Origin of the sequence: Agriterribacter sp. (assembly GCF_035497235.1) — a bacterium.
GTDB lineage: Bacteria > Bacteroidota > Bacteroidia > Chitinophagales > Chitinophagaceae > Agriterribacter.
The window spans coordinates 1-22,238 of record NZ_DATJEB010000040.1 but is presented as its reverse complement, the minus strand read 5'-3'; the positions used below and the strand labels follow the sequence as shown (position 1 = coordinate 22,238).

The 22,238-nt window shown below is 41.7% G+C and carries 22 protein-coding genes; 11 read left to right on the top strand and 11 right to left on the bottom strand.

The window, feature by feature from the left end; translation table 11 throughout:
* Nucleotides 1-73 precede the first annotated feature (73 nt).
* On the bottom strand, nucleotides 74-475 hold the full coding sequence (locus VL121_RS14390) for an HYC_CC_PP family protein (protein ID WP_325406499.1): 402 nt from the start codon (nucleotides 473-475) through the stop codon (nucleotides 74-76).
* A gap of 77 nt (nucleotides 476-552) precedes the next feature.
* Here VL121_RS14390 and VL121_RS14385 point away from each other — a divergent pair, with 77 nt between their 5' ends.
* Complete coding sequence (locus VL121_RS14385) at nucleotides 553-774, top strand: hypothetical protein (protein ID WP_325406497.1); 222 nt, start codon at nucleotides 553-555, stop codon at nucleotides 772-774.
* A 132-nt stretch (nucleotides 775-906) separates the two neighbouring features.
* On the opposite strand, the gene VL121_RS21720 is transcribed toward VL121_RS14385, so the two are convergent.
* Both VL121_RS21720 and VL121_RS14380 read right to left on the bottom strand, forming a co-directional pair.
* Nucleotides 907-1,332, bottom strand: coding sequence for a transposase (locus tag VL121_RS21720; protein ID WP_414635423.1), 426 nt, complete (start codon nucleotides 1,330-1,332; stop codon nucleotides 907-909).
* Nucleotides 1,333-1,380: 48 nt separating this feature from the next.
* Nucleotides 1,381-1,740 carry a hypothetical protein gene (locus tag VL121_RS14380; protein WP_325406495.1) on the bottom strand — a complete coding sequence of 120 codons (360 nt, stop codon included), beginning with the start codon at nucleotides 1,738-1,740 and terminating at the stop codon, nucleotides 1,381-1,383.
* Between the two features lie 671 nt (nucleotides 1,741-2,411).
* Between VL121_RS14380 and VL121_RS14375 the strand changes: the two genes are divergently transcribed.
* On the top strand, nucleotides 2,412-4,169 hold the full coding sequence (locus tag VL121_RS14375; protein ID WP_325406493.1) for a T9SS type A sorting domain-containing protein: 1,758 nt from the start codon (nucleotides 2,412-2,414) through the stop codon (nucleotides 4,167-4,169).
* Between the two features lie 81 nt (nucleotides 4,170-4,250).
* Here the strand turns inward: VL121_RS14375 and tsaD are convergent, their stop codons facing one another.
* From tsaD to VL121_RS14350, 5 genes are all read right to left on the bottom strand, one after another.
* The gene (tsaD, locus tag VL121_RS14370) at nucleotides 4,251-5,309 is read right to left on the bottom strand and encodes a tRNA (adenosine(37)-N6)-threonylcarbamoyltransferase complex transferase subunit TsaD (protein ID WP_325406491.1); all 1,059 of its coding nucleotides are present in this window, start codon (nucleotides 5,307-5,309) and stop codon (nucleotides 4,251-4,253) included.
* A gap of 55 nt (nucleotides 5,310-5,364) precedes the next feature.
* On the bottom strand, nucleotides 5,365-5,682 hold the full coding sequence (locus VL121_RS14365; protein ID WP_325406489.1) for a hypothetical protein: 318 nt from the start codon (nucleotides 5,680-5,682) through the stop codon (nucleotides 5,365-5,367).
* Nucleotides 5,683-5,808: 126 nt separating this feature from the next.
* Nucleotides 5,809-7,068: an ABC transporter permease gene (locus VL121_RS14360; protein WP_325406487.1), complete on the bottom strand. Its 1,260-nt coding sequence runs from the start codon at nucleotides 7,066-7,068 to the stop codon at nucleotides 5,809-5,811.
* A 350-nt stretch (nucleotides 7,069-7,418) separates the two neighbouring features.
* The gene (topA, locus tag VL121_RS14355; protein WP_325406485.1) at nucleotides 7,419-9,761 is read right to left on the bottom strand and encodes a type I DNA topoisomerase; all 2,343 of its coding nucleotides are present in this window, start codon (nucleotides 9,759-9,761) and stop codon (nucleotides 7,419-7,421) included.
* A gap of 128 nt (nucleotides 9,762-9,889) precedes the next feature.
* Nucleotides 9,890-10,735, bottom strand: coding sequence for an alpha/beta hydrolase (locus VL121_RS14350; RefSeq protein WP_325406483.1), 846 nt, complete (start codon nucleotides 10,733-10,735; stop codon nucleotides 9,890-9,892).
* 60 nt (nucleotides 10,736-10,795) lie between these two features.
* Here VL121_RS14350 and VL121_RS14345 point away from each other — a divergent pair, with 60 nt between their 5' ends.
* The 4 genes from VL121_RS14345 to VL121_RS14330 all read left to right on the top strand — a co-directional run bounded on the left by VL121_RS14345 (nucleotide 10,796) and on the right by VL121_RS14330 (nucleotide 14,632).
* A complete protein-coding gene (locus VL121_RS14345; RefSeq protein WP_325406481.1) occupies nucleotides 10,796-11,575 on the top strand; it encodes a Rossmann-like and DUF2520 domain-containing protein in 780 nt (259 codons plus the stop codon).
* 72 nt (nucleotides 11,576-11,647) lie between these two features.
* Complete coding sequence (locus tag VL121_RS14340) at nucleotides 11,648-12,610, top strand: geranylgeranylglycerol-phosphate geranylgeranyltransferase (protein WP_325406479.1); 963 nt, start codon at nucleotides 11,648-11,650, stop codon at nucleotides 12,608-12,610.
* The gene (locus VL121_RS14335; RefSeq protein ID WP_325406477.1) at nucleotides 12,607-13,185 is read left to right on the top strand and encodes a Maf family protein; all 579 of its coding nucleotides are present in this window, start codon (nucleotides 12,607-12,609) and stop codon (nucleotides 13,183-13,185) included. The genes VL121_RS14340 and VL121_RS14335 overlap by 4 nt, the downstream gene beginning before the upstream one ends.
* 172 nt (nucleotides 13,186-13,357) lie before the next feature.
* A complete protein-coding gene (locus VL121_RS14330) occupies nucleotides 13,358-14,632 on the top strand; it encodes a DUF2851 family protein (protein WP_325406475.1) in 1,275 nt (424 codons plus the stop codon).
* Between the two features lie 4 nt (nucleotides 14,633-14,636).
* Here VL121_RS14330 and VL121_RS14325 read toward each other — a convergent pair whose 3' ends face one another.
* The gene (locus VL121_RS14325) at nucleotides 14,637-15,071 is read right to left on the bottom strand and encodes an OsmC family protein (RefSeq protein WP_325406473.1); all 435 of its coding nucleotides are present in this window, start codon (nucleotides 15,069-15,071) and stop codon (nucleotides 14,637-14,639) included.
* 50 nt (nucleotides 15,072-15,121) lie between these two features.
* Between VL121_RS14325 and VL121_RS14320 the strand changes: the two genes are divergently transcribed.
* Complete coding sequence (locus VL121_RS14320; RefSeq protein ID WP_325406471.1) at nucleotides 15,122-15,940, top strand: hypothetical protein; 819 nt, start codon at nucleotides 15,122-15,124, stop codon at nucleotides 15,938-15,940.
* Nucleotides 15,941-15,984: 44 nt separating this feature from the next.
* Complete coding sequence (gene lipA / locus VL121_RS14315; protein WP_325406469.1) at nucleotides 15,985-16,914, top strand: lipoyl synthase; 930 nt, start codon at nucleotides 15,985-15,987, stop codon at nucleotides 16,912-16,914.
* Between the two features lie 170 nt (nucleotides 16,915-17,084).
* Here lipA and VL121_RS14310 read toward each other — a convergent pair whose 3' ends face one another.
* Nucleotides 17,085-17,861 (bottom strand): fatty acid desaturase, encoded by a 777-nt coding sequence (locus VL121_RS14310; RefSeq protein ID WP_325406467.1) that lies wholly within the window; start codon nucleotides 17,859-17,861, stop codon nucleotides 17,085-17,087.
* Nucleotides 17,862-18,093: 232 nt separating this feature from the next.
* On the opposite strand from VL121_RS14310, the gene epsC reads away from it, so the two are divergent.
* Both epsC and cysM read left to right on the top strand, forming a co-directional pair.
* The gene (epsC, locus tag VL121_RS14305; protein WP_325406465.1) at nucleotides 18,094-18,912 is read left to right on the top strand and encodes a serine O-acetyltransferase EpsC; all 819 of its coding nucleotides are present in this window, start codon (nucleotides 18,094-18,096) and stop codon (nucleotides 18,910-18,912) included.
* Nucleotides 18,912-19,784, top strand: coding sequence for a cysteine synthase CysM (cysM, locus tag VL121_RS14300; RefSeq protein ID WP_325406463.1), 873 nt, complete (start codon nucleotides 18,912-18,914; stop codon nucleotides 19,782-19,784). Before epsC ends, cysM begins: the two co-directional genes overlap by 1 nt.
* A 64-nt stretch (nucleotides 19,785-19,848) precedes the next feature.
* Here cysM and recF read toward each other — a convergent pair whose 3' ends face one another.
* Nucleotides 19,849-20,931, bottom strand: coding sequence for a DNA replication/repair protein RecF (gene recF / locus VL121_RS14295; protein WP_325406461.1), 1,083 nt, complete (start codon nucleotides 20,929-20,931; stop codon nucleotides 19,849-19,851).
* A gap of 190 nt (nucleotides 20,932-21,121) precedes the next feature.
* Here recF and pdhA point away from each other — a divergent pair, with 190 nt between their 5' ends.
* Entirely contained in the window at nucleotides 21,122-22,066 is a 945-nt protein-coding gene (gene pdhA / locus VL121_RS14290) for a pyruvate dehydrogenase (acetyl-transferring) E1 component subunit alpha (RefSeq protein WP_414635424.1), read from the top strand.
* Nucleotides 22,067-22,238 lie beyond the last annotated feature (172 nt).

Below are 22,238 nucleotides of genomic sequence, written 5' to 3'. Positions count from 1 at the left end.
ATAAGAATAAGGAGGCGGCAGAAAAACCTTTAGCCTGGCAGTGTATTGCCCGGCTCAATAAGAGGGAAAAATATTAAATACGGAAAACGCAGTTGCGTTTATAAATAGCTGTGCCGGCGCCCCGTGGGGGAGCGTTGCTTATAGGGTTTGCTTCTGTAATGGAAGAAAGGGCTATCGCTGGCGTTTCAAAATAGGAAACAGGTAAGGCTGATGACAGCGCCTGTATGATCTGGAGACTGACTTCGGTAGCCTGGGGGGCTGTTTCGCTTTTTATGGTTTTATGCTCATCCTTGCAGCATCCATTATTAACGCTATCACTTTTCTCCATGCCGCATTTGCCGCAGGTATCAGTTTTAGCTTGTCCGAGAAGTCCCCAGTCAGCGAGTTTACCCATGCAATAATGCATGTGCAGGGTAGCACCGGTAGAAGTGCTGATATATATAAGGGTTAATATGACTGCGAATACCTTTTTCATTAAGGATGATAATGACGCAAAAATATGGTTATTTTATTCAAAGCGTTTACAAAGTTCCGGCTATATTGTATATTTAATTGATAAAATTTTCCCTGTTAGCGGTTGATCCGGCATTAAAAGTTCGTACAAAAAGACAGGTAAAGATGATTTTCTTTCCACACCTGATTTCCGGTTCCTGCTTTACCGCTGCTATAGAACGGTTGTACACCCTGTTTTTGTATAGGGAAACTCGCAGAATTTGCGGCAAGCCGGTGGTGGATAAGATAGTGGTAGAAACCCATGGGCTTAATGGCACATAGAAAGTTAATTATATTGCAGGTGTAAAAATAGCTTTGAACAGTTTATATGCTGAAAAAAAGCCCGTTCTCACTTTCAAAGGAACAAGCGGTGGAGATAGTTCACAAAATACAGGGAACCGGGCTTTTTATACTTCACGCTGCATAAAAATGTGCAATATTTTTATCAGGAAATTGGAAGTTGAGAGCAAGTAGTTTTTGAAGCTTATTGTTTGAAGTTTGGTTAATATTTTGGAAGAAATTAGTAATTGCGTAATGGAACTTTGCAGGCGAATCATAGTAATAGGCATACAGGATTTTCTTTTTGGTGAACTTCCAAAGCCATTCTATCATATTAAGAGTAGGTGAATACGATGGCAGAAATAGCAGATGAATACCCAGTGACCTGGCAAAAGTTTTTACCACAAAACAATGTTGATACCTGGCATTATCCAAAACGTTGATCCGGTTACGACCGGGGATGCTTCTATAAATACTCTTGCTATACACCACAAGCAACAAAGAAACGGCTGCAATATGAAGTGTGCAGCATCTATGAACAAAACAAGTGCACTTCACCATCTTGTGCGGCTTTGATAACGGGTTTCAGCATTTCTTTACCCGGTTTTGTTATTGTGTGGTATTTACTTTAGCGGGGATATGTCCTGTTTTGAAGAACCGGAATTGGTGTCGTTTAATAAAAGTCCGCAAACGGGTAGGGCTACGTTCAACACCGGTAAGCGCTTTTGCCCGTAAAGCAGCTTCCGATATGCTTCTGGGCGGTTGGGTAGTGAAAGATTCCATAATGCTACCTGCCTGCTGTTCGGGTATACTGGTATTAGTGCCGTAGTTTATTTGTAAAAGTGAATCAAGACCATAGGCTAAATAGTCATTGATCCATTGGCGAATGCTGTTACAGTGTACCCTAACGATAGTACCTAAGTACATGGGCATTAGAAAAGCCGGTAACTGCTTTTGTATAAATAGCATGCAGTCTTTTTTGAACAAGGGGACAGGGATAATGGTATCTTTTATAATTTAGTCTTTCAAGTTCTTCGGAACTCATCTCTAATTTTGTAAGCATCTTTTGAGAGTGGTTTTTCAAAGGTGCTTACTTTTTTAGCTTACGACCCTCTGCACATTTTTATCAGGCGCTGAGTATAGCTTTTAAATACGATTATATCTTATTTTAATATTCCTGTACCATAATTCTAGGAGAGTAAAGATGACCCCGATGATATCAAACAGTCTTACAAGAATTATTTAGCGCATCATCAGCTAAAGCGAATTTTTATTTTGAAGGCATACCAGCGAGGATGTTTGTCAGGAGTAACCGAAAATCGACTAAAACACCTGCAACTTTTGATCGAAATCGCATTAATCTAAGTAAATTTACGTAGTTAAGCATCATTGTTGCTTCAAGATATCTGAATGGATGCATTCCAAATTGTCGCCGGCTGGTGGGGACACCAGCCGGGGCGGTGTCTTCACCGTCCACATGAAGCAAAGCAATGCGACAATTTGGAATGCACCCTATCTGAATTGGTATATATAAGTTTGCTCTGCAACGCGATATATATTTTCAGTTAGTATTAAATCAGAATTTTTTAATAGGGGAGAAGCTAATGATTTATTTTCCTGGCAAAGTAATTTATAATATCATGAAACTAATTTTACACGGGATATTTTTTTTATTTCTCCTAAATACACGCTCAATAGCGCAGGTAAATCAGCAGGATAGTGCTGCCCTTGTAGATTTATACAATGCTACAGGGGGTTCAAGCTGGACAAATCATTCAAACTGGCTGGTTATTGGTCAACCAGTAACTGAATGGGAAGGAATTGTAATTTCCGGAAACCGGGTGATTTCCATTTCTTTAAGCAATAATAATTTAAATGGCACAATTCCCTCCACTATTGGTGATTTAAATGCAGTTACAGTTCTTGATTTATCGGGGAATGCATTAACCGGGCAATTACCCGCGGGTTTGAATAACCTTACTGCCATTGAAAGCCTTAACCTGTCATCGAACAATTTTACAAATACACTTCCTTCATTTGGCAATCTTACAAACCTCTCTTTTTGTGAACTTCAAAATAATAATTTGTTGGGGGGAGTGCCAGACTTTTCAGGTAATTCGTTTCTTTTCTATCTTGACTTATCTTTTAATTCATTAAGTGGAGCGTTACCCGCACTTACCGTTTCTAATACACCAGAATTATTCTATATTAACCTGTCTGGGAATAATCTTACCGGAAATATTCCTGCATCTTTTGGTGAGATTACAAACCTTGAAACCATTAAACTAAATGAAAATGAGCTTACGGGCACTATTCCTTCTAACTTAGGTAGTTTGATAAATCTGGCCCTGCTGGATTTATCCAACAATCTTTTAGCAGGTTCCATCCCCGCAACATTTAATAATTTAGGTAATCTGGGTTCACTTGCATTACATCATAACCAATTAACAGGTGATATCCCTGCTGGTTTGGGTAATATACCGGGATTAAGTGATCTTGCTTTAAATCATAACCAGCTTAGCGGCAGTATTCCTTCAAATTTTTGTTCACACAGCTTCGAATCACTTTTAATTAATAATAACCAATTTACATTTGATGGTATGGAATGCCTGGATGGCAATTCAGAGATCGGATCATTAAATTATGCCAATCAAAAAATACTCTCCATCGTCAATGATAACCTTACACTTTCGGTAACTGCAGGCGGCACACAATCAAAGAATAAGTATACCTGGTATAAGAGTGATGTCCTTTTTAATGAAAAAACCGGAGATCCTACGCTTACTGTAACAGAACAGGGAACATATAGAGTGGAAGTTGCCAACAGTGACGCCACACAGCTTATGCTCAACAGCAGTCCTATTATTGTTTCGATATTGCCGCTTACCTGGCTCAACTTTACAGCCTCCAGTTGTTCAGAAAACGTATGTCTGCAATGGGAAACTGAAAATGAACAAAACACTTCTCATTTTGAGATAGAACGAAGCATTGATGGCAGCATTTTTGAACAAATAAGCACGCTGTCGGCACAAAATAATCCTGGCAAACATACATACAGCACAACAGATTATTCCGCTGCTTACGGCACTAATTACTACCGCATCAAGCAGGTTGACATAGACGGAAGATATGCCTATAGTAATATTATAGGTGTAAAGGTGATGAATGCCGGTAATTTGACTATCAGGCCCAACCCCGCTAATAACTTTATTATGCTTAGCGGCATTGATAAAGCTGAAAGGGTAACCCTATACAGCATTACCGGGCAAGTGTTACGCCAGTGGCAACATGTAAATGGCAGCCAGCAACTCAATATTTCAGACCTGCAAAAAGGAATGTACATTGTAAAAGTGTTACAGCATAATGCTGAAGCGGTACATAAGATAATAAAGCAATAAAAGCGTATTTTTTTAATAAAGCCGGTGTATAAAATCGCCGGCTTTATTATTACAATGGTGAAGGATTTACCAGGTACTCCTTCACCATTCCGCCCTTGCATTAGCGGTTACGGATAAATCTGCAAAATCTTTTGCCAGGTATTTATAATACCCCGTGATAGCAATCATAGCGGCATTATCAGTACAGTATTCAAACGCGGGAATAAATGTAGCCCATCGCTGTTTTTCACCCACCTCCTTAAAAGCCTTGCGCAGGCCGCTATTGGCCGATACGCCGCCGGCCAGGCAAATATTTTTAACGCCCGTTGTAACAGCAGCTCTTTTAAGCTTATTCAATAAAATAGAAATGATACGGGCTTGTATGGAAGCGCAGATATCTGCAAGATTATTGTCAACAAATGATTTCCTTTCGGCCTCAGTAGCTAAAAATGTTTCTTTAAAAACATAGCTCTTTCCGGCATTTTGTAAAAAATACAGAATGGCTGTTTTAACCCCGCTGAAGCTGAAATTGAGTCCGGGTATCTGCGGCTCCGGGAACGAAAATCTTTCAGGATCCCCGTCTTTTGCATATTTATCAATCAGTGGACCGCCGGGGTAGGGGAGTCCTAACAATTTGGCCGATTTATCAAAAGCTTCCCCGGCCGCATCGTCTATGGTTTCACCAATTACTTCCATTTGCAGGGGCGATTTGCACAGAACGATCTGCGTATGTCCGCCGCTTACCGTTAAACATAAAAAGGGAAAGGAAGGTTTGGGATCATCAATTAAGTTGGAAAGCACGTGCGCCTGCATGTGCTGTACGGCTATCAGCGGTTTGTTTAATGCCAGCGCCAGTGATTTGGCAAACTGCGATCCTACCAGCAGGGAACCAATCAGCCCGGGTGACCGGGTAAATGCAATAGCATCTATGGCGTGCAATGCATACCCTGCTTTTTGTATTGCCCCATCTACTACCGGCACTATATTTTGCATATGCGCCCTTGAAGCCAGTTCGGGTACAACACCGCCATACTGTTCATGTATTTTTTGCGTAGCGATAAGATTGGAAAGTATCCTGCCATCAACACAAATACTTGCTGAAGTTTCATCGCAGGATGATTCAATAGCCAGGATAGCAATACCGCCGTTAATTTTTTGCATGTGCAAAAATAACAGATTATGCAACTATTTATAACGCCTGAACAAAAACCCTTATTTATGGAGAGAGGTAACTCACTGATTTTATATTAACCGGTACGGATACATTTTCCGGAACATATTTGGAGGAATCTACATTATAACAAATAGTAACTTTTTGTCCGGCAGCCAATATAATATCTTCACTCATAGAGGAGGGATGCAATACTTTATCCTCTTCCGTAATTAAACCCAGGTAACTTCCCGTTGAATCCGTAATAAGGGCTATTGTGCCGGAGACCTGGTTATCACAAACAAAATCATCTTTTTCTTTCGAAAAAATAAATAATAGAAAAGAGGTAATGCCAAGGGACACTACGTATAAAAATTTTATCATAGGATAATTTTAAGGTTGTTTTAAAACGGTCCTGTTCTGATAACGAAAAAAAAGCGCCTGTAGTATATGAAAAGTGCATACTACTCCTGTAGCATGGTATGCTGAACATAAATTTGTAAAAAATATCTATTTAGACCGTATGGCTACAACCGGATCCATGCGGGCAGCAATGGTGGCTGGTATTATTCCGGCTAAAAGACCAATAGCGATACAAATACTTACAGCAAGCACCAGTATATTATAGGAAATATAAACATTAAAATTAAGCGGGCCGCTTAAAAGCTGGGCCATTAAAAACACCAGTATCAGCCCTATGGCGCCTCCTACAAAACAGATAAAGGCCGACTCTAATAAAAACTCGGACAGGATCGTCCTGCTTTTGGCACCAATAGCTTTCTTTAAACCTATTATAGGTGTTCTTTCTCTAACCGTTACAAACATAATATTGGCAATACCAAAAGCGCCTACCACCAGGCTTAGCAGCCCAATAAGCCAGCCACCCAGCTTAACGTTGGCAAATAAGCCGGTAATTGCATCGCTAAAATCACTTACCGCGTTTAAGGAAAAATCATCTTCTGTGCCCGGACTTAAGCGGTGAACGGCTCTTAAGGTTCCCCGGAGTTCATCTTTGAATGCTTCTGTAGTTACATTGGGCTTGCCCTGCGCCATAATGGTAGGGTTCGAATAGCGTTCCTCAAAAACGGTTCTGAAAAAGCGGTAAGATAAAATTACGCAGTCATCAAAGTTCCAGCCACTTACCAACAGGCTTTTGCCCTGCTTTTTAATTACCCCTACAACATTTATTCTTTTATTTTTTATAGTTATTGTTTTACCCAGCGCTCTTTCAGCAGTGCCAAAAAGCTTAGCCGCATTTTCATAACCCATCACACCGTTTGCCGACCCTCTTTCCATATCTGACAAGGTCAGATAACGCCCGTATTGAATTTCGAAGGGTTGAATGGCATTAAATTCTTCTGTTACGCCATACAAAGCAACATTTTGAATCATATCTTTTTCATGTATCACATTTTGTCCCTGTACCTGGAGTGTAAAAGCCATATTATCTATAGCATCGGTTTTAGCGCGAATGAAACGCATTTCATCGTATTTGGGAGAAGGCCGTTTTACATATTTCCACCAGGGATACTCGCCATCGCCGCCTCCGGAATAATCCCACTTATCAATATAAATAGTATTGGAACCTAAGCTGTTGATGCCCTCCTTAATATTTCTTTCCAGGCTGTCAACCGTAGTTAAAACGCCAATAATACAAAAAATGCCAATGGTTACTCCAAATAATGAAAGGAAAGTCCGCAGTTTATTGTTTCTTAATTCCTGCCAGGCTAACCGGAAACTGGCAGCTAATATCTGGAGTGTTTTAAGCATGTATCAAAAGTAATTACATTAACCTGAATGTTCGTAAAAAAAGGATAAACGGATTAAAACAACAGGGGATAAAAAAGAGAAGCACCTGGCTTCTGCGGGCAACAGCTTTTACAGAAGTATTACAATATTTCTAATGGCTATCTGCTTTTGGGAACGGTAGAAACCATATCATGTTCTATGCCACGAATGCACCAATTCGTATAGTTTTACCGAAAGCCCAATTAATCATTCGTGCATGTTCTACAACAAAAGCCCGCAGGGGTTTAATACGCCACAAATACACGAATGAATGTATCAATATATATATTAGATATTCGTGCCTTCGTGGTATAAAAATCGTAACAGTAATATTACGCCTTTTTCTTCCTGGCTGTTTTTTTGGGTGGATTAGCCTTAAGCTCTTCTATCGTTTTAAGTGCTTCCTCTATAGTAATATCCGCTGCTTTTTCCTGCTGATCTTTGCTGAGTTTATAATTACGTAACCCCTGTTTAAGGTAGGGTCCGTAAGGCCCGCGTAAAACCTGTATTTTCTCCTTTTCAAAAACTTTAATTGTTCTTTCTTCCTTCGCTTTCCTTTTTTCAACAATAATAGGGCTGGCTTCTTCAAGCGTTATACTGTAAGGATCAAATTCTTTGCTGAGTGAATAGAATTTTTTATCGTGCGCTATATACGGCCCAAATTTTCCAATACTAACCGTTACATCCGTATCTTCAAATTGACCAATATTGCGCGGCAACCTGAAAAGATCCATGGCTTCTTCCAGCAATATAGTTTCGATGCTTTGGGTAGCTTTTAATTTAGCAAACCGCGGTTTTTCTTCATCTTCTGTGCTGCCAATCTGCACCATGGGGCCATATCGTCCCATGCGGGCAATTACGGGCTTTCCGCTTACGGCGTCTACCCCCAGCTCTCTTTCGCCCTTAATACGCTCGGCTGTTTCAATGGTATTGTCTACATCCTTTTTAAAAGGGGCGTAAAAGTCTCCCAGCATTTTGTTCCACTTCAATTTTCCCCGTGCCACTTCATCAAATTCTCCTTCAATTCTGGCCGTGAAGCCATAGTCCATAATATCGTCAAAATACTGTTTCAAAAAATCGGTAACAACAAGCCCGAGGTCGGTGGGAAAAAGTTTAGACTTTTCTGCTCCCGTAGTTTCCTGCTCCGTAAGTTTGGTTATTTTATCCGCTTTCAGCAGCATGATCCGGTAATCTCTTTTAGTACCTTCCTTATCTCTTTTCTCCACATATCCGCGCTTTAAAATGGTAGAGATGGTGGGAGCATAGGTAGAAGGGCGGCCAATACCCAGCTCTTCTAATTTTTTTACCAATGAAGCTTCGGTAAAGCGGGGCGCCGGCCTGGAAAACCGCTCAACAGCCTTCATTTCCTTAAATTCCAATTGTTGACTGATCTCAAGTGGCGGCAGCATACCTTCCGCAGTTTCTTCTTCATTGATATCTTCTTCATCCCTGTCTTCGCGGTATACTTTTAAAAACCCTTCAAATTTCAGCACTTCACCCTGTGCCGTAAGGTCTTCTTTATTGGTGGAGATATTGATCTTTGCGATGGTTTTTTCCAGTTCCGCATCCGCCATCTGACTTGCCATGGTTCGTTTCCATATCAGCTCATACAGTTTACGGCAATCTGTATCATCAACGCTAAGCGTTTCCATGGCGGTAGGACGAATAGCTTCGTGCGCTTCCTGCGCCGATTCATTTTTGTTTTTGAATTTACGCACCTGTAAGTAGGGGTTGCCAAACTGCGATTTAATTTTAGCCGAGATATCATTTACCGCAGTTTCACTGAGGCTTACACTGTCGGTACGCATATAGCTAATGTGCCCGTTTTCATATAATTTCTGTGCCAGCAGCATGGTTCGGCTTACCGAGTAACCCAATTTCCGGGAAGCTTCCTGCTGGAGTGTTGAAGTGGTAAACGGAGCTGCAGGAGACTTTTTTCCGGGCTTTACCTGTATATCCCTTACCGTATAGGTAGCTCCAACGCAGGTTTGCAAAAAATTTACCGCATCATCTGCCACGGAATAGCGGTTTCCTTCGGCTTTAAAAGTTACAGGTTTGTGGCTAATATCTTTTGCGGCAAATAAAGCTTCTACCCTGAATGTACTTACGCTTTTAAACGCGTTGATCTCTCTTTCCCGCTCAGCTATTAAACGCACTGCCACACTTTGTACCCGCCCCGCACTCAGGTTATTTCGCATACTCATTTTGCGCCAGAGTACCGGCGACAGTTCAAATCCTACAATCCTGTCTAATATGCGGCGCGCCTGCTGGGCGTGTACCAGGTTCATATCTAATATGCGCGGCGATTTAACGGCTGTCTGGATAGCAGGTTTGGTTATTTCGTGAAAAACAATGCGCTTTGTTTTTGCAGGATCCAGTCCCAGCACTTCACATAAATGCCAGCTTATGGCTTCCCCTTCGCGGTCCTCATCCGTTGCCAGCCATACTTCGCCACTTTTCTTTGCCAGGCTTTTTAACTCTTTCACTACTTTTTCTTTTTCCTCCGGAACAATATAACGGGGCTCAAATTGATTATTAATATCAATTCCCATATCATTCTTTTCCAGGTCGCGTATATGTCCATAACAACTTTTAACCTCAAAATCTTCGCCGAGGATCTTTTCTATGGTTTTTGCCTTTGCCGGTGACTCTACTATCAATAAATTTTTTGCCATGGTATTGCTTAAACTCGATGATTAAAAGAAAATTGTACATGCTGCTACTGTTCTTTACCAACAGGTTTTTCTTTCTTAAACTGATGCAATATTAAAGTAAACCATTAAAAAACAAAAAAAACCATCATTTATAAAAAGTGAAGGATGTGATTCAGGGTATGCTTATCGCGGTATATTTTGCGATGGCCCAACCCGCTGGAAATGATAAATTCAATGTTGGAATGATGATCATTTTTAACTTTTTCCACATCATGGTAAGGCGTTATATCATCCTGGTCATCGTCCAGCCACAGAAAATTAGCTTTTATGTTTTGCACGGCTCTCCGTATAGAAAGATGTTCAGGGGGTATACCGCTTTTCTCCCTTGCCAACCGGTCAAATACCGCTTTTACCTTCCCGTTCAGGTGTAATAAATGAAAGAATCCGTTTATAGCAGTAGTGGCTTCTGTAGCCGGGGCAATCAAAACAACCCTGGTTTGTTCCGTATGCGGAACAACCTCAAGCAGGTGTGTAATAGCCAGCCCGCCAAATGAATGTGCCATATAGGCACTAAAAGGCCCGTATTCACTTACTACACGCTGCAGCGTTTGCACATATACGGGCAGGGTAATCTCCGTTCCATCGCTTCTGCCGTGGGCAGGAGCATCAAAGGCGATAACTTCATATCCCTTATTTATTAAAGGATGGATAAAACCCTCAAAATTCCTCGCCGCCGATTCAAACCCATGCGCTATCAGTATTTTTTTGGGTGAAGGATGATTCCACCTGTATCCGCGAATGGCCAGGTTGTTCATACGGAATGAGATCAGCTCCGCGTTCTTAATAATAGCCGACAGCAGAGGTTGCTGATGGTTCCGCCGTGGTGTACAAAACAAGGTGAAGGCTTTTTGAGCTGCTTTTTGCGGCGAAACGAGCGCGGTAAGCTGTAAACGGGTTTTCAGGTATACAAATGCAATTTTGTGGGAAAGCTTCATGGCCTGCGAATATCCTTAACAAACAACAAATTTAAAGGAGTTTAGCGCTAATTTGCAATAATGAAGATTGTAATGATAGGAACCGGGAACGCGGCTAACGTATTAGGACGAAAAATAATGCAGTCCGGACATCAGATCATCCAGGTAGTGGGGCGAAACGCGGCTCATGCCGAAACCTTAAGTATATTGCTGCATGCACCGGCATTTGGTAAATTTTCTGATATTACCGGTAACGCTGATATATATATAATAGCTGTTTCCGATTCCGCCCTGGCAGATATACATAACTGGCTGCCGGCAAGAGGGGAAGGCATAACCGTACATACGGCCGGTGCTGTTAGCAAACTGGTGTTAAAAAAAGTGGCGGGGAGCTACGGTGTATTATATCCATTGCAAAGCCTGCGGAGCAACAGCCGGGTAATTCCGGAAATACCCTTTTTAATAGATGCGGATTCGCCGGGTACTTTGCAAAGCATCCGGTCTTTTGCGTCTTCACTCTCCGGAAAAGTGGTGCATGCAGATGATGCTACAAGAATGAAACTGCATGCAGGAGCGGTTATAGTTAACAATTTCCCTAATTACCTGTATACGCTTACCCAGGATTTTTGTGCAAAAGAAAACATAGACTTTTCGCTGTTGATGCCACTGCTGCATGAAACGGTTAACAGGCTGGAGGAGTATCCGGCCGGGCAAATGCAAACCGGGCCCGCAGTACGGAACGACCCGGATACCATAGCCAGGCATTTATTCCTTTTACAAGCCTACCCGGCCCTTTCAGCCTTATATGCCGAAATATCCGGTAGCATTACCCGCTATTATGATCGGTTTAAAGCGGATTGAATCTCAGATTTCAGATTTCAAATTTCAGATTTTATATTTTATATTTCATGATGCCGCGTTTACCTTCACGCCATGAAACTGGCTGGCGCGTTTTTAAGACTTATCAGGTATCCTAATCTTATATTCATTGCTGTTACGCAGTTGCTCTTTTATTTTTGTATTCTTTATCCTGCCGCACATCCCCATGTTTTTTTTGCCGATGAATTCAGCCTGCTGCTTTTGCTTGTTGCATCCTCTGTGAGCATTGCCGCGGGAGGGTATGTGATAAACGATTATTTTGACCTGAGTATAGACCAGGTTAATAAACCCGGCCGCATAGTAGTAGAAAAACATATTCACCGGCGGTGGGCCATTATCTGGCATTGGATATTTTCTACTGCAGGAGTAGTAATGGGTTTTTATATTTCTTTCATAACCCGTAACTGGCTTATCGGTTTTTCCAATGTGCTATGCGTATTATTATTATGGGTGTACTCCACTACTTTCAAAAAAAAGCTGCTCTCCGGTAATGTTATCATTTCTTTACTTACGGCGTGGGTGGTGCTGGTTGTTTTCTTTTTTGTTGATTATTTTCCCGCTACTATTATTCCCGGGTGGGAAATGCCTGCTGCTATGGATGAACGGGCGCACAGGAGCGTTATGCGGCTGGCATTTTTATACGGAGGATTTGCTTTTGTTATATCGCTTATACGCGAAGTAATAAAAGATATGGAAGATATGGAGGGCGATGCCAGGTATGGATGTAAAACCATGCCCATTGCCTGGGGCGTGCCTGTGGCGAAAGTGTTTACAGGAGCGTGGCTGATGGTACTCACGGGCTCATTGCTTGCCATACAGTTTTATGCTATGTACTTAGGCTGGTGGTGGAGTATCCTGTATTGCACGCTGCTGATCATTGCACCATTATTGTGGATCACAAGAAAATTATACATGGCATCTGTTGCTGCCGATTATCATTACCTGAGTGGGGCCGTAAAATTTGTTATGCTCGCCGGTATACTCTCTATGATTTTATTTAAATTATACCAGTCATGAAAAAAATAGTGCTTGCTTCCGCCTCGCCAAGAAGAAAACAATTACTCGAATGGGCTGAAGTGGATTTTGATATTATTGTTGAGGCAACGGATGAAAACTTTCCGGATGGTTTAACAACAACACAAACCGCCATACATATAGCCAGGCACAAAGCACTGGCTGTACAGGCCTGCGCGGTATATAAGCGGTATGATGCCAATGTTCCTGTTCTGGCGGCAGATACGATAGTGGTGTGCGGGGGAACAATCATTGGTAAACCGGAAGACCGCGATGATGCTATTCGCATCCTTCATTTGCTGTCGGGCAAAAAGCACCAGGTAATTACCGGCGTGGCAATCATAAACGGTAAAGAAGAAAAAACATTTGCAGACATTACGGAAGTGTGGTTTCACGAATTAACCCACGAGCAAATTGTGTTTTATACAGACCGCTATAAGCCTTATGATAAAGCCGGTGCTTATGCCATACAGGAATGGATTGGCGTGGTAGGTATTGAGCGCATTAACGGCGATTTTTATAATGTAATGGGTTTGCCGGTAAGCAGGGTGATAAGGGAATTGGAAGATTTGAGATGAGTTACAGGTTGCAGGTTGCAGGTTTCAGGTTACAGGGGGCAGAGATCAGGTTTCAAACCATCAGATTTCGAATTTATGGCTTCGGATTTGATTTGAGATTTATTTGTGATTTGTTTTTTGGTTCTTTATATTTCTTTGTATCTTACCATTACACACCATCACTACATAACCTATGACAGAGCGCCTGCTTCAATTTATCTGGCAGATGCAGTATTATAATAAAACTGACCTGCATACAACTGCCAATGAATCATTACAGATCATTCATCCCGGACATCTTAATACCAACCAGGGACCTGATTTCCAGGAGGCGGGTATCAGGATCAATACAACTGCCTGGGCGGGTAATATTGAATTACATGTAAAAGCTTCCGACTGGAAACTGCATCGCCACGATGAGGATAAAAATTACAAAAATATTATCCTGCACGTGGTATGGGAAAATGACTTTACCGTACAGGATGAATGGGGTAATGATACACCCGCGTTGGTTTTGCAGAACAGGGTTTCTAAAATCTTATTACAGCGATATGAAGAATTGATGTATGCCCAAAGCATCATTCCCTGCAGCGGCAGTATAAGCATGGTACCTGAATTAATCTGGAGCAGTTGGAAAGCCAGGTTGGTGGCAGAGCGGTTGCAGCGCAAAACGCAAACAGTTGAACAGTATTTAAAAGAAACCAACGGGCACTGGGAAGAAGTGTTTTGGTGGATGCTGGCAAGAAATTTTGGCACAACCGTTAACAGTGATGCTTTTGAATCCATCGCCCGGTCGCTGCCTGTTGGTATTTTGACAAAGCATAAAAATCAGATACATCAGTTAGAATCTTTTTTATTGGGGCAGGCAGGTTTATTGGATGCCGGTTTTGAAGAAGAGTATCCCCGGATACTGCAAAAGGAATACCGGTTTTACCGGAAGAAATACAATTTCCTTCCTGTACATCAGCCTGTTCATTTTTTGCGGATGCGGCCGGGCAATTTTCCCTGCATCCGGCTGGCTCAACTGGCAAAGCTTATTCAGCGATCATCCCGTCTTTTTTCTAAAGTCAAATCGGCTTCAGTGCTTGCACAGTTAAAAACATTATTAACCGTAACAGCCAATGATTACTGGCATTATCACTATCGTTTTGATGAAACCTCATCTTTTAAAGAAAAAGTACTGGGACGGCAAATGATAGAAAATATTATTATTAATACCATTGTTCCAGTTGTATTTGCTTATGGTTATGTAAAGCAGGAACAATCTTATAAAAATAAAGCCCTGCAATGGCTTGAAGAAACCACCGCAGAGCAAAACAACATTACCCGCCAATGGACCACGCTGGGCTTAACCAATCATTCAGCATACGATTCCCAGGCCTATATCGAATTAATGAAAACCTATTGCCGCAATAAAAGTTGCCTGAACTGCGCCATAGGAGCCGCAATCTTAAAACGGTCTGTATAGTTTTTTAAACCGCCTGTTGCGTTGCCGCTTCTTTTTTAAAGTTAAAAGCCACATTTATTTTAATATCGGGATGAATGCTGTAAAATACCGGGCAGGTAAGGGCTGCTTTTTCCAGTATAACCTGCTCCTTATCCGTAGCTTTAAAATGATCAGGGAAATGAAATGTTAAATTTAAGCCTCCTATTCTCCTCGGATTACTGTCCATTATTTTTTCAACCTCCACTTTTACACCTTTAAGATTAACTTCCATATCTCTTGCTTTAATACCCATAATGGTAAGCATACAACTGGCCAGCGCTGTAGCTACAAGATCGGAAGGTGAAAAGCGTTCGCCTTTACCCTGGTTGTCGGGAGGAGCGTCTGTTTCAATAACGGTACCTGATTTTAAATGGGTACAAACTGTGCGAAGGTTTTCTTCGTAAACAACGGTTGAAGTCATTGTGCTATTTTTGTTTAAATTTACGTTTAAAGAACAATAAAATATTCCAGGTGAAAAAAATCATTGCTGCAATTATATGTATTGGCGTAACCCTTGGAGCTTTTAGTCAGCAACAAACGGCTGAACAAAGAAAAGATAATAAGCGAAACGCTAAAAAAGAAAAGATGATTACGTTAATGCGCCAGGAGGAGGAAGGCGTACCCTCTTTTCATAAGCAGAATGCCTTTGGCATAAAACTAAATACAGACGGCTGGGGTATATCTTATGAACTGGGACGCGCAAATTCTGTAACCCGTGCCACCATATTCCAGGTAGAGTTTAATGAAAAAAAGCACCGTAAAGAACAAAAAGACAATCGTCAAACGAATGCCGGCAACTTTATATTTTTCGGCAATCCTTTTGTTTATGGTAAAAGAAATATTTTTTACCAGTTAAAACTTGCCGCAGGACAACAAATACTTGTTGGAGGTAAAAGCAATAAAAATGGCGTTTCGGTATACGGTATCGGTGCAGGAGGGCTTTCCTTAGGTCTTTTACGTCCGTATTATGTAGAAGTGCAGGACCAGTTAAATGAGAACCGGTATGTTAAATATGATTCGCCCGACAGTTTGCTGTTTCTTACCAGCGGCAGTATCATTGGAGGAGCAGGGCTAGCTAAAGGGTGGAATGAAATGAAGCTCGCACCTGGCCTACACGCCAAAACCGCACTGCGTTTTGATTATAATCGTTTCAATACCATTATTTCAGCCATAGAAGGTGGAATTAATGTGGAATACTACTTTAAAGAGATAGAGCAAATGGCATATAATCCTTCGCGGAAGTTCTTCGTTAACGCCTACATATCCTTCTTATTTGGCAAACGGAAGTAAGTCGGTTACTTTTGTATTTCTGAAAACATTTTACAATTTAAGTTATGAGTGGAGTTTGTGGTACTTCCCCGGAACCGGCGCAGCGCATTAAAAAACCCGATTGGTTAAGAGTGAAGCTGCCTATTGGTGAAAGCTATAAAAATGTGAGGAGTTTAGTTGATACCCATAAGTTGCATACCATATGTGAAAGCGGCAATTGCCCTAATATGGGTGAATGCTGGGGTGCAGGTACGGCTACCTTTATGATCCTCGGCAATATTTGTACAAGAAGCTGTGGTTTTTGCGCCGTAGCTACGGGCAAACCCGAAGCGGTGGATTGGGATGAACCCCAGCGCGTGGCCGAAGCCATACACCTGATGAAAGTAAAGCACGCCGTAATTACTTCGGTAGACAGGGATGAACTGAAGGATGGAGGAAGCATAATATGGTACAATACCATTAAAGCGGTAAAAGCCTTAAACGCCGGTACCACACTGGAAACCCTGATTCCCGACTTTAAAGGTGAAAAGGAAAATATACAACGTATTATTGATGCGGCACCGGAAGTAGTTTCACACAATGTTGAAACCGTTGAGCGAATGACAAAACAGGTGCGTATACAGGCCAAATACTGGAGAAGCATGGAAGTACTCAAGTACCTTAAAGAAAAAGGTATGCGAACCAAATCGGGCATCATGCTCGGACTGGGCGAAACCAAAGAAGAGGTTTTGCAAACCATGAGGGATTTGCGGGCCAATAACGTGGATGTAATTACACTTGGACAATACCTTCAGCCCACCGGAAGGCACCTGCCTGTTTTACGTTTTGTACATCCCGATGAATTTGCAGAATATACGGCAGCCGGTTATGATATGGGCTTCGATTATGTTGAAAGCGGTCCGTTGGTGCGTTCTTCCTATCACAGCGAAAGGCATGTGTTTGAAGGAACCGGTAAAAAAGAATGGCTGAAGAAGAAAGAAATAATGGCAGGGTAGTTGATTAACGTGAGTTTTGGAATTATTAGGTTAAATGGGAAGGTGTTGTTTCACGCAGTGCGCGCAAAGGCGCGGCGGCCGCAAAGAAGAATCCGTTGCGTAAACTGCTTCGCTTTGCTGATTATCAATTTTTAAACACACAAGCACTAACGACAAGCCGACCGCTCCGCTCACATCTCACTATTCACTCTGCTGGTATTACTAACCGGAACCACAACAGGCTTCAACCTGATTAGTTTTAATTTGTTCAACCCGCGCATAATGAAGTAAGTAAGATCAAACTCAAACCATTTTCTAGCAAAATTGGCGCTGTCTTTGGCATAGTGGTGATTGTTCTGAAATAATTCGCCCATCAGCAGTATTCCCCAGGGAGATGAGTTCTTTGAATGATCCCCATTATCGAAATTACTGTAGCCGTATTTGTGTCCGCACCAGTTAACAATAGCGCCCTGTATGGGACCCATAAGAAAATGAATGGGCAGCAATAGGAACCACCACCAACTGGGCGCAAAGAAAAAGTATACCGCAAAATAGGCAACGCCAAATGCCGTCCTGGTAATCATACTGGTACCAAAGCGGTCAAGCGTGTTCCACACAGGAAGGTATTCTTCTGTAAATTGCTTGTCGGGAACATTTTTGCCCGTAATAAAAGCGCTGTAAATAGCCGCGGTATGCATCATCATCTGCCATATATCTTTAAAAAAGTGAGGCGAATGAGGGTCTTTTTCCGTATCGCTGAAGGTATGGTGCATTCTGTGCATTACACCATAAGCCCTTGGAACCAGGTAAGAGGAACCCTGTGCAAACCAGGTAAGAAAATAAATGAGCTTTTCTCCGAATTTAGACGTGGTATACATCTGGTGGGAGGCATAGCGATGCAGGAAGAAAGAATGAAAAAACAGGGATAAAAACCAATGTGTAAAAAAGAATACTAAAATAACGGTCATTATTATCAATTAAAACCAAAACGGCAAATATAAACATATATACAGCATGAAGCATGATATTGTCTGAAATTTGGCTTAAGTTTTTACATTCGCTATCATTATATCACGTCCATGCCAAAGCGGCTGATCATAAAAATAAGGAGTACACATATGCCGCTGTTTAATATACTGTCAATTGCACTTACCTTTGCCCCAAAGCAGGAAATTATACCACTTTAAGCTATCCACCTCAATGACAGAAAAACTGAGTCAGCATATTTTTAACAAGCAGCAGGTTTTAGAAGATGTGCCTCCTAATGAAACCATTGCACAATGGGCTTCCAGGCTTATTTGTTTATTATTTCCGGAGTTATCTGTATCCGATTATCATTCGGTGGAAGAGATTAATAAAGCCTTTAAGAGCTTAGAAACAGAACTCACCGCCATGCTGAATGCAACAAAAGCATGTTGCGACTGCAATAATGAATTTATATCGAACCGGTTTTTTAAAGGCACCCCCGAATTATACCGTATATTAAATACAGATATAGCGGCCATTTTAGATGGCGATCCGGCAGCAAAAAGTGAGTTCGAGGTAATCAGGGCCTATCCGGGGTTTTACGCGTTATGCTTTTACCGCATAGCACACCGGTTACTATTGCTTGATGTTCCGCTGCTGCCCAGGATTCTTACGGAATACGCGCATTCAAAAACGGGTATTGACATACATCCGGGTGCAAAAATAGGAGAGTATTTTTATGTTGATCACGGTACCGGAATAGTGATTGGCGAAACCGCTGTCATTGGAAATTATGTGAAACTCTACCAGGGTGTTACCTTAGGCGCTTTAAGTGTAGATAAAAGCATGGTTTCCATGAAGCGCCATCCAACCGTAGAAGATAACGTTATTATATATTCCAATGCAACGGTTCTGGGTGGCGATACGGTTATTGGCCGAAATAGTATTATTGGCGGTAACGTATGGCTTACGCATAGCGTTCCGGCCGGTTCATTTGTATATCATAATACGAACATCATCATTGAAGAAAGAAAGATTAAAAACAACGTATAATGGCATCCGTAGCAGATTTAATAGGAAATACCCCCCTTGTTGAACTTCAGAAACTAAACACAAACAGTAATGTAAAGATATTTGCCAAGCTGGAAGGCGATAACCCGGGCGGAAGCGTAAAGGACCGCCCGGCGTTTAATATGATCAAAAGTGCGCTGGAGAGGGGTGACATCAAAAAAAACACCAAACTCATAGAGGCAACAAGCGGAAATACCGGCATAGCCATGGCGCTGGCGGCTAACCTGTTTGAATTGGAGGTGGAGCTGGCGATGCCCGCTAACTCAACACGGGAAAGGGTTTTAACCATGGAAGCATACGGTGCAAAAGTTACGCTTTTAGAAAGTATAGAAGCCTGCAGGGACTATGCTGAAGAAAAGGCCGCAAGAGGGGATTATTACCAGCTTGACCAGTTTGCTAATCCCGATAATGTATCTGCACATTATAAAACAACAGCCCCGGAAATTTGGAACGATACAAAAGGCGCCATTACCCACTTTGTAAGCGCTATGGGTACCACCGGAACAATAATGGGGTGTTCGCATTATTTAAAAGAGAAAAATGCGGGTATACAAATAATCGGCTGCCAGCCTACCGAAGACTCCTCTATTCCCGGCATCAGGAGGTGGCCTAAGGAATACCTCCCCAAAATTTTTGAGCCGCAACGGGTAGACAGGATCATGGATATTTCCCAGGCTGAAGCGGTAGCCGTAACCCGCCAGCTTGCTAAAGTTGAGGGCATATTTGCCGGTATGAGCAGCGGTGGCGCCGCGGCGGCAGCTTTAAAATTAAGCAAAGAGATTGTTTCCGGCGTAATCGTTTTCATTGTTTGCGATCGTGGCGACAGGTATTTGAGCAGCGACCTGTTTGGATAAAGAAGCAATACTTTTGATGGTAAGCGTTATCCGCGCTTTGCCTGTTCATTCTGTTAAAAGAGCTTTACAAAGCAATAATTTCATGGGCCACCTGTAGTTGTTCCAAAGCTTCTTTTAAACGGCTGCAATGCGTATCTGTAATAAAAACCTGTCCTTTGTTTTCAATGCATACTTTAAAAAGCAGGTTCTTCATCCTGGTTTCATCTAATTTCTCAAATATATCATCCAGCAATAAAAGCGGGGGAAATCCTTTGTGTTGCAGCAATACTTCAAATTCGGCCAGTTTCAGGGCAAATAAAAGGCACTTTCTTTGTCCCTGTGAAGCGGTGGTCTTAAACGGGCAGTCTTCCAGTCCAAGCTCAAGATCATCGCGGTGTATACCTTGCGTAGTGCGTTGAAGCGCTATATCTTTAGCTTTATTTTTTAATAATATATTCTTAAAATCGTTTGATTTTAAATGACTTTGATAGGTTATCGTTAATTTTTCTTCATTCCCGGCAATCGAATAATACAAATTAAGTACAACGGGTATAAATTCTTCCAGGAATTGCGAACGCCTGGCATAAATAAAATTGCCTGCCGCAACAAGCTGGGCAGAAATGACCTCCATAAGGTTTTCATCTATCTTGCCCGTATCGGCTAATTGCTTCAGCAAACTGTTGCGTTGCTGGAGTAGTTTATTGTAATCTATTAAGGTTTGCAAATAAGTGGCGTCTAACTGCGAAATGGTATAGTCTATGAATTTCCTCCGTTCCTCGCTTGCCTGTGTAATAATAGCCACATCATCGGGGGCAATCATAACACAGGGAAATTTGCCTATATGCGCTGCAAACCTGGTATAATTTTCATTGTTTACCCCAAACTCCTTCTTCCCGTTTTCTCTTAATACGCAGGCTATCTGATGACATTTATCCTTTAAAGTAACCTGCCCGTCTAACCTGAATCCCTGTTTTCCCTGCTGCGCATTTTGCATATCTGTTTTACCAAAATAGCTTTTCGTAAAACACATATAATAAATAGCATCCAGCAAATTTGTTTTTCCACTGCCGTTTTTACCGCAAAAGCCGGTTACATTCCGGGAAAAGGAAAAACGGGCATGGCTGTAATTCCGGAACTGTATTAATGATATGTCATCTAATTTAAACAAAGGGCAAATCTATAATGAATCCTGAAAATAAAGCTGAAAATCAGAATTTTGATGGGAGAAGTCTTAGAATTTGAAATTCAGAATTTGAGATTTAACGCATATATTTGCTGCTCAATTTTGCAACGTGAGCGCTACAATAAAAGAAACTGTAAAATTTACAAAGGAAACCTACCTGTACTGGTACGAGTTGATGCTTTTACTACGCCGCTTTGAGGAAAAGGCGGGGCAGTTGTATGGTATGCAGAAGATCCGTGGCTTTTGTCATTTGTATATTGGGCAGGAAGCTATAGCGGCAGGATGCATGACAGCCACCAGGCCGGAAGATACATTTATTACAGCCTATCGCGATCATGGACTGGCTATTGCCAAAGGGGTAAGCGCTAAGTCGTGCATGGCCGAACTTTTTGGAAAAGCTACAGGATGTTCAAAAGGAAAAGGGGGAAGCATGCACTTTTTTGGCGTGAAAGAGCGGTTTTTTGGAGGACACGGTATTGTTGGCGCACAAATAGGTACGGGAGCCGGGCTGGCGTTTGCTGAACAATATAAAGGAACGGATAATGTATCGCTTACTTTTTTTGGAGATGGCGCCGCACGCCAGGGCATATTACACGAAACCTTTAACCTGGCTATGATATGGAAACTGCCTGTGGTTTTTATTTGTGAGAACAACAACTATGCAATGGGTACTTCAGTGCAAAGAACTTCCAATGTAATGGATATTTACAAACTGGCTGATGCATATGATATGCCCGGTGATACGGTAGACGGAATGAGCCCGGAAGCTGTGCATGAAGCTGTTGGACGGGCTGTAAAGAGAGCCAGGGAAGGTGGTGGACCAACATTACTTGAAATAAAAACCTACAGGTATAAAGGCCACTCCATGAGTGACCCTGCAAAGTACCGTACTAAGGAAGAAGTAGAGGAATACAAACAGCGTGATCCTATTGAATATACAAAAAGTAAATTGATCAAAGCTTTCAACGTTACTGAAGAGGAGATTGAAGCTATTAATGAAAGAGTAAAAAAAGAAGTGGACGAATCAGTAAAATTTGCTGAAGAAAGCCCTTGGCCGGATGATGATGAGTTATTAAAAGACATTTACATACAAAAAGACTATCCATTTATAATGGACTAAACAAGTCAAAATTACAATTCTAAAAGAATACTGAATTATAAAATGAGCGCAATAAAAAAACATGAAGCGGTTAAGCACGAAGACAGGCTGTTAAACGCACAGGATTTTTGGGAAAGAAATAATAAAAGCATCCTTATTCTCTTAAGTGCTGTTATAGTGCTGGTAGGTGGTT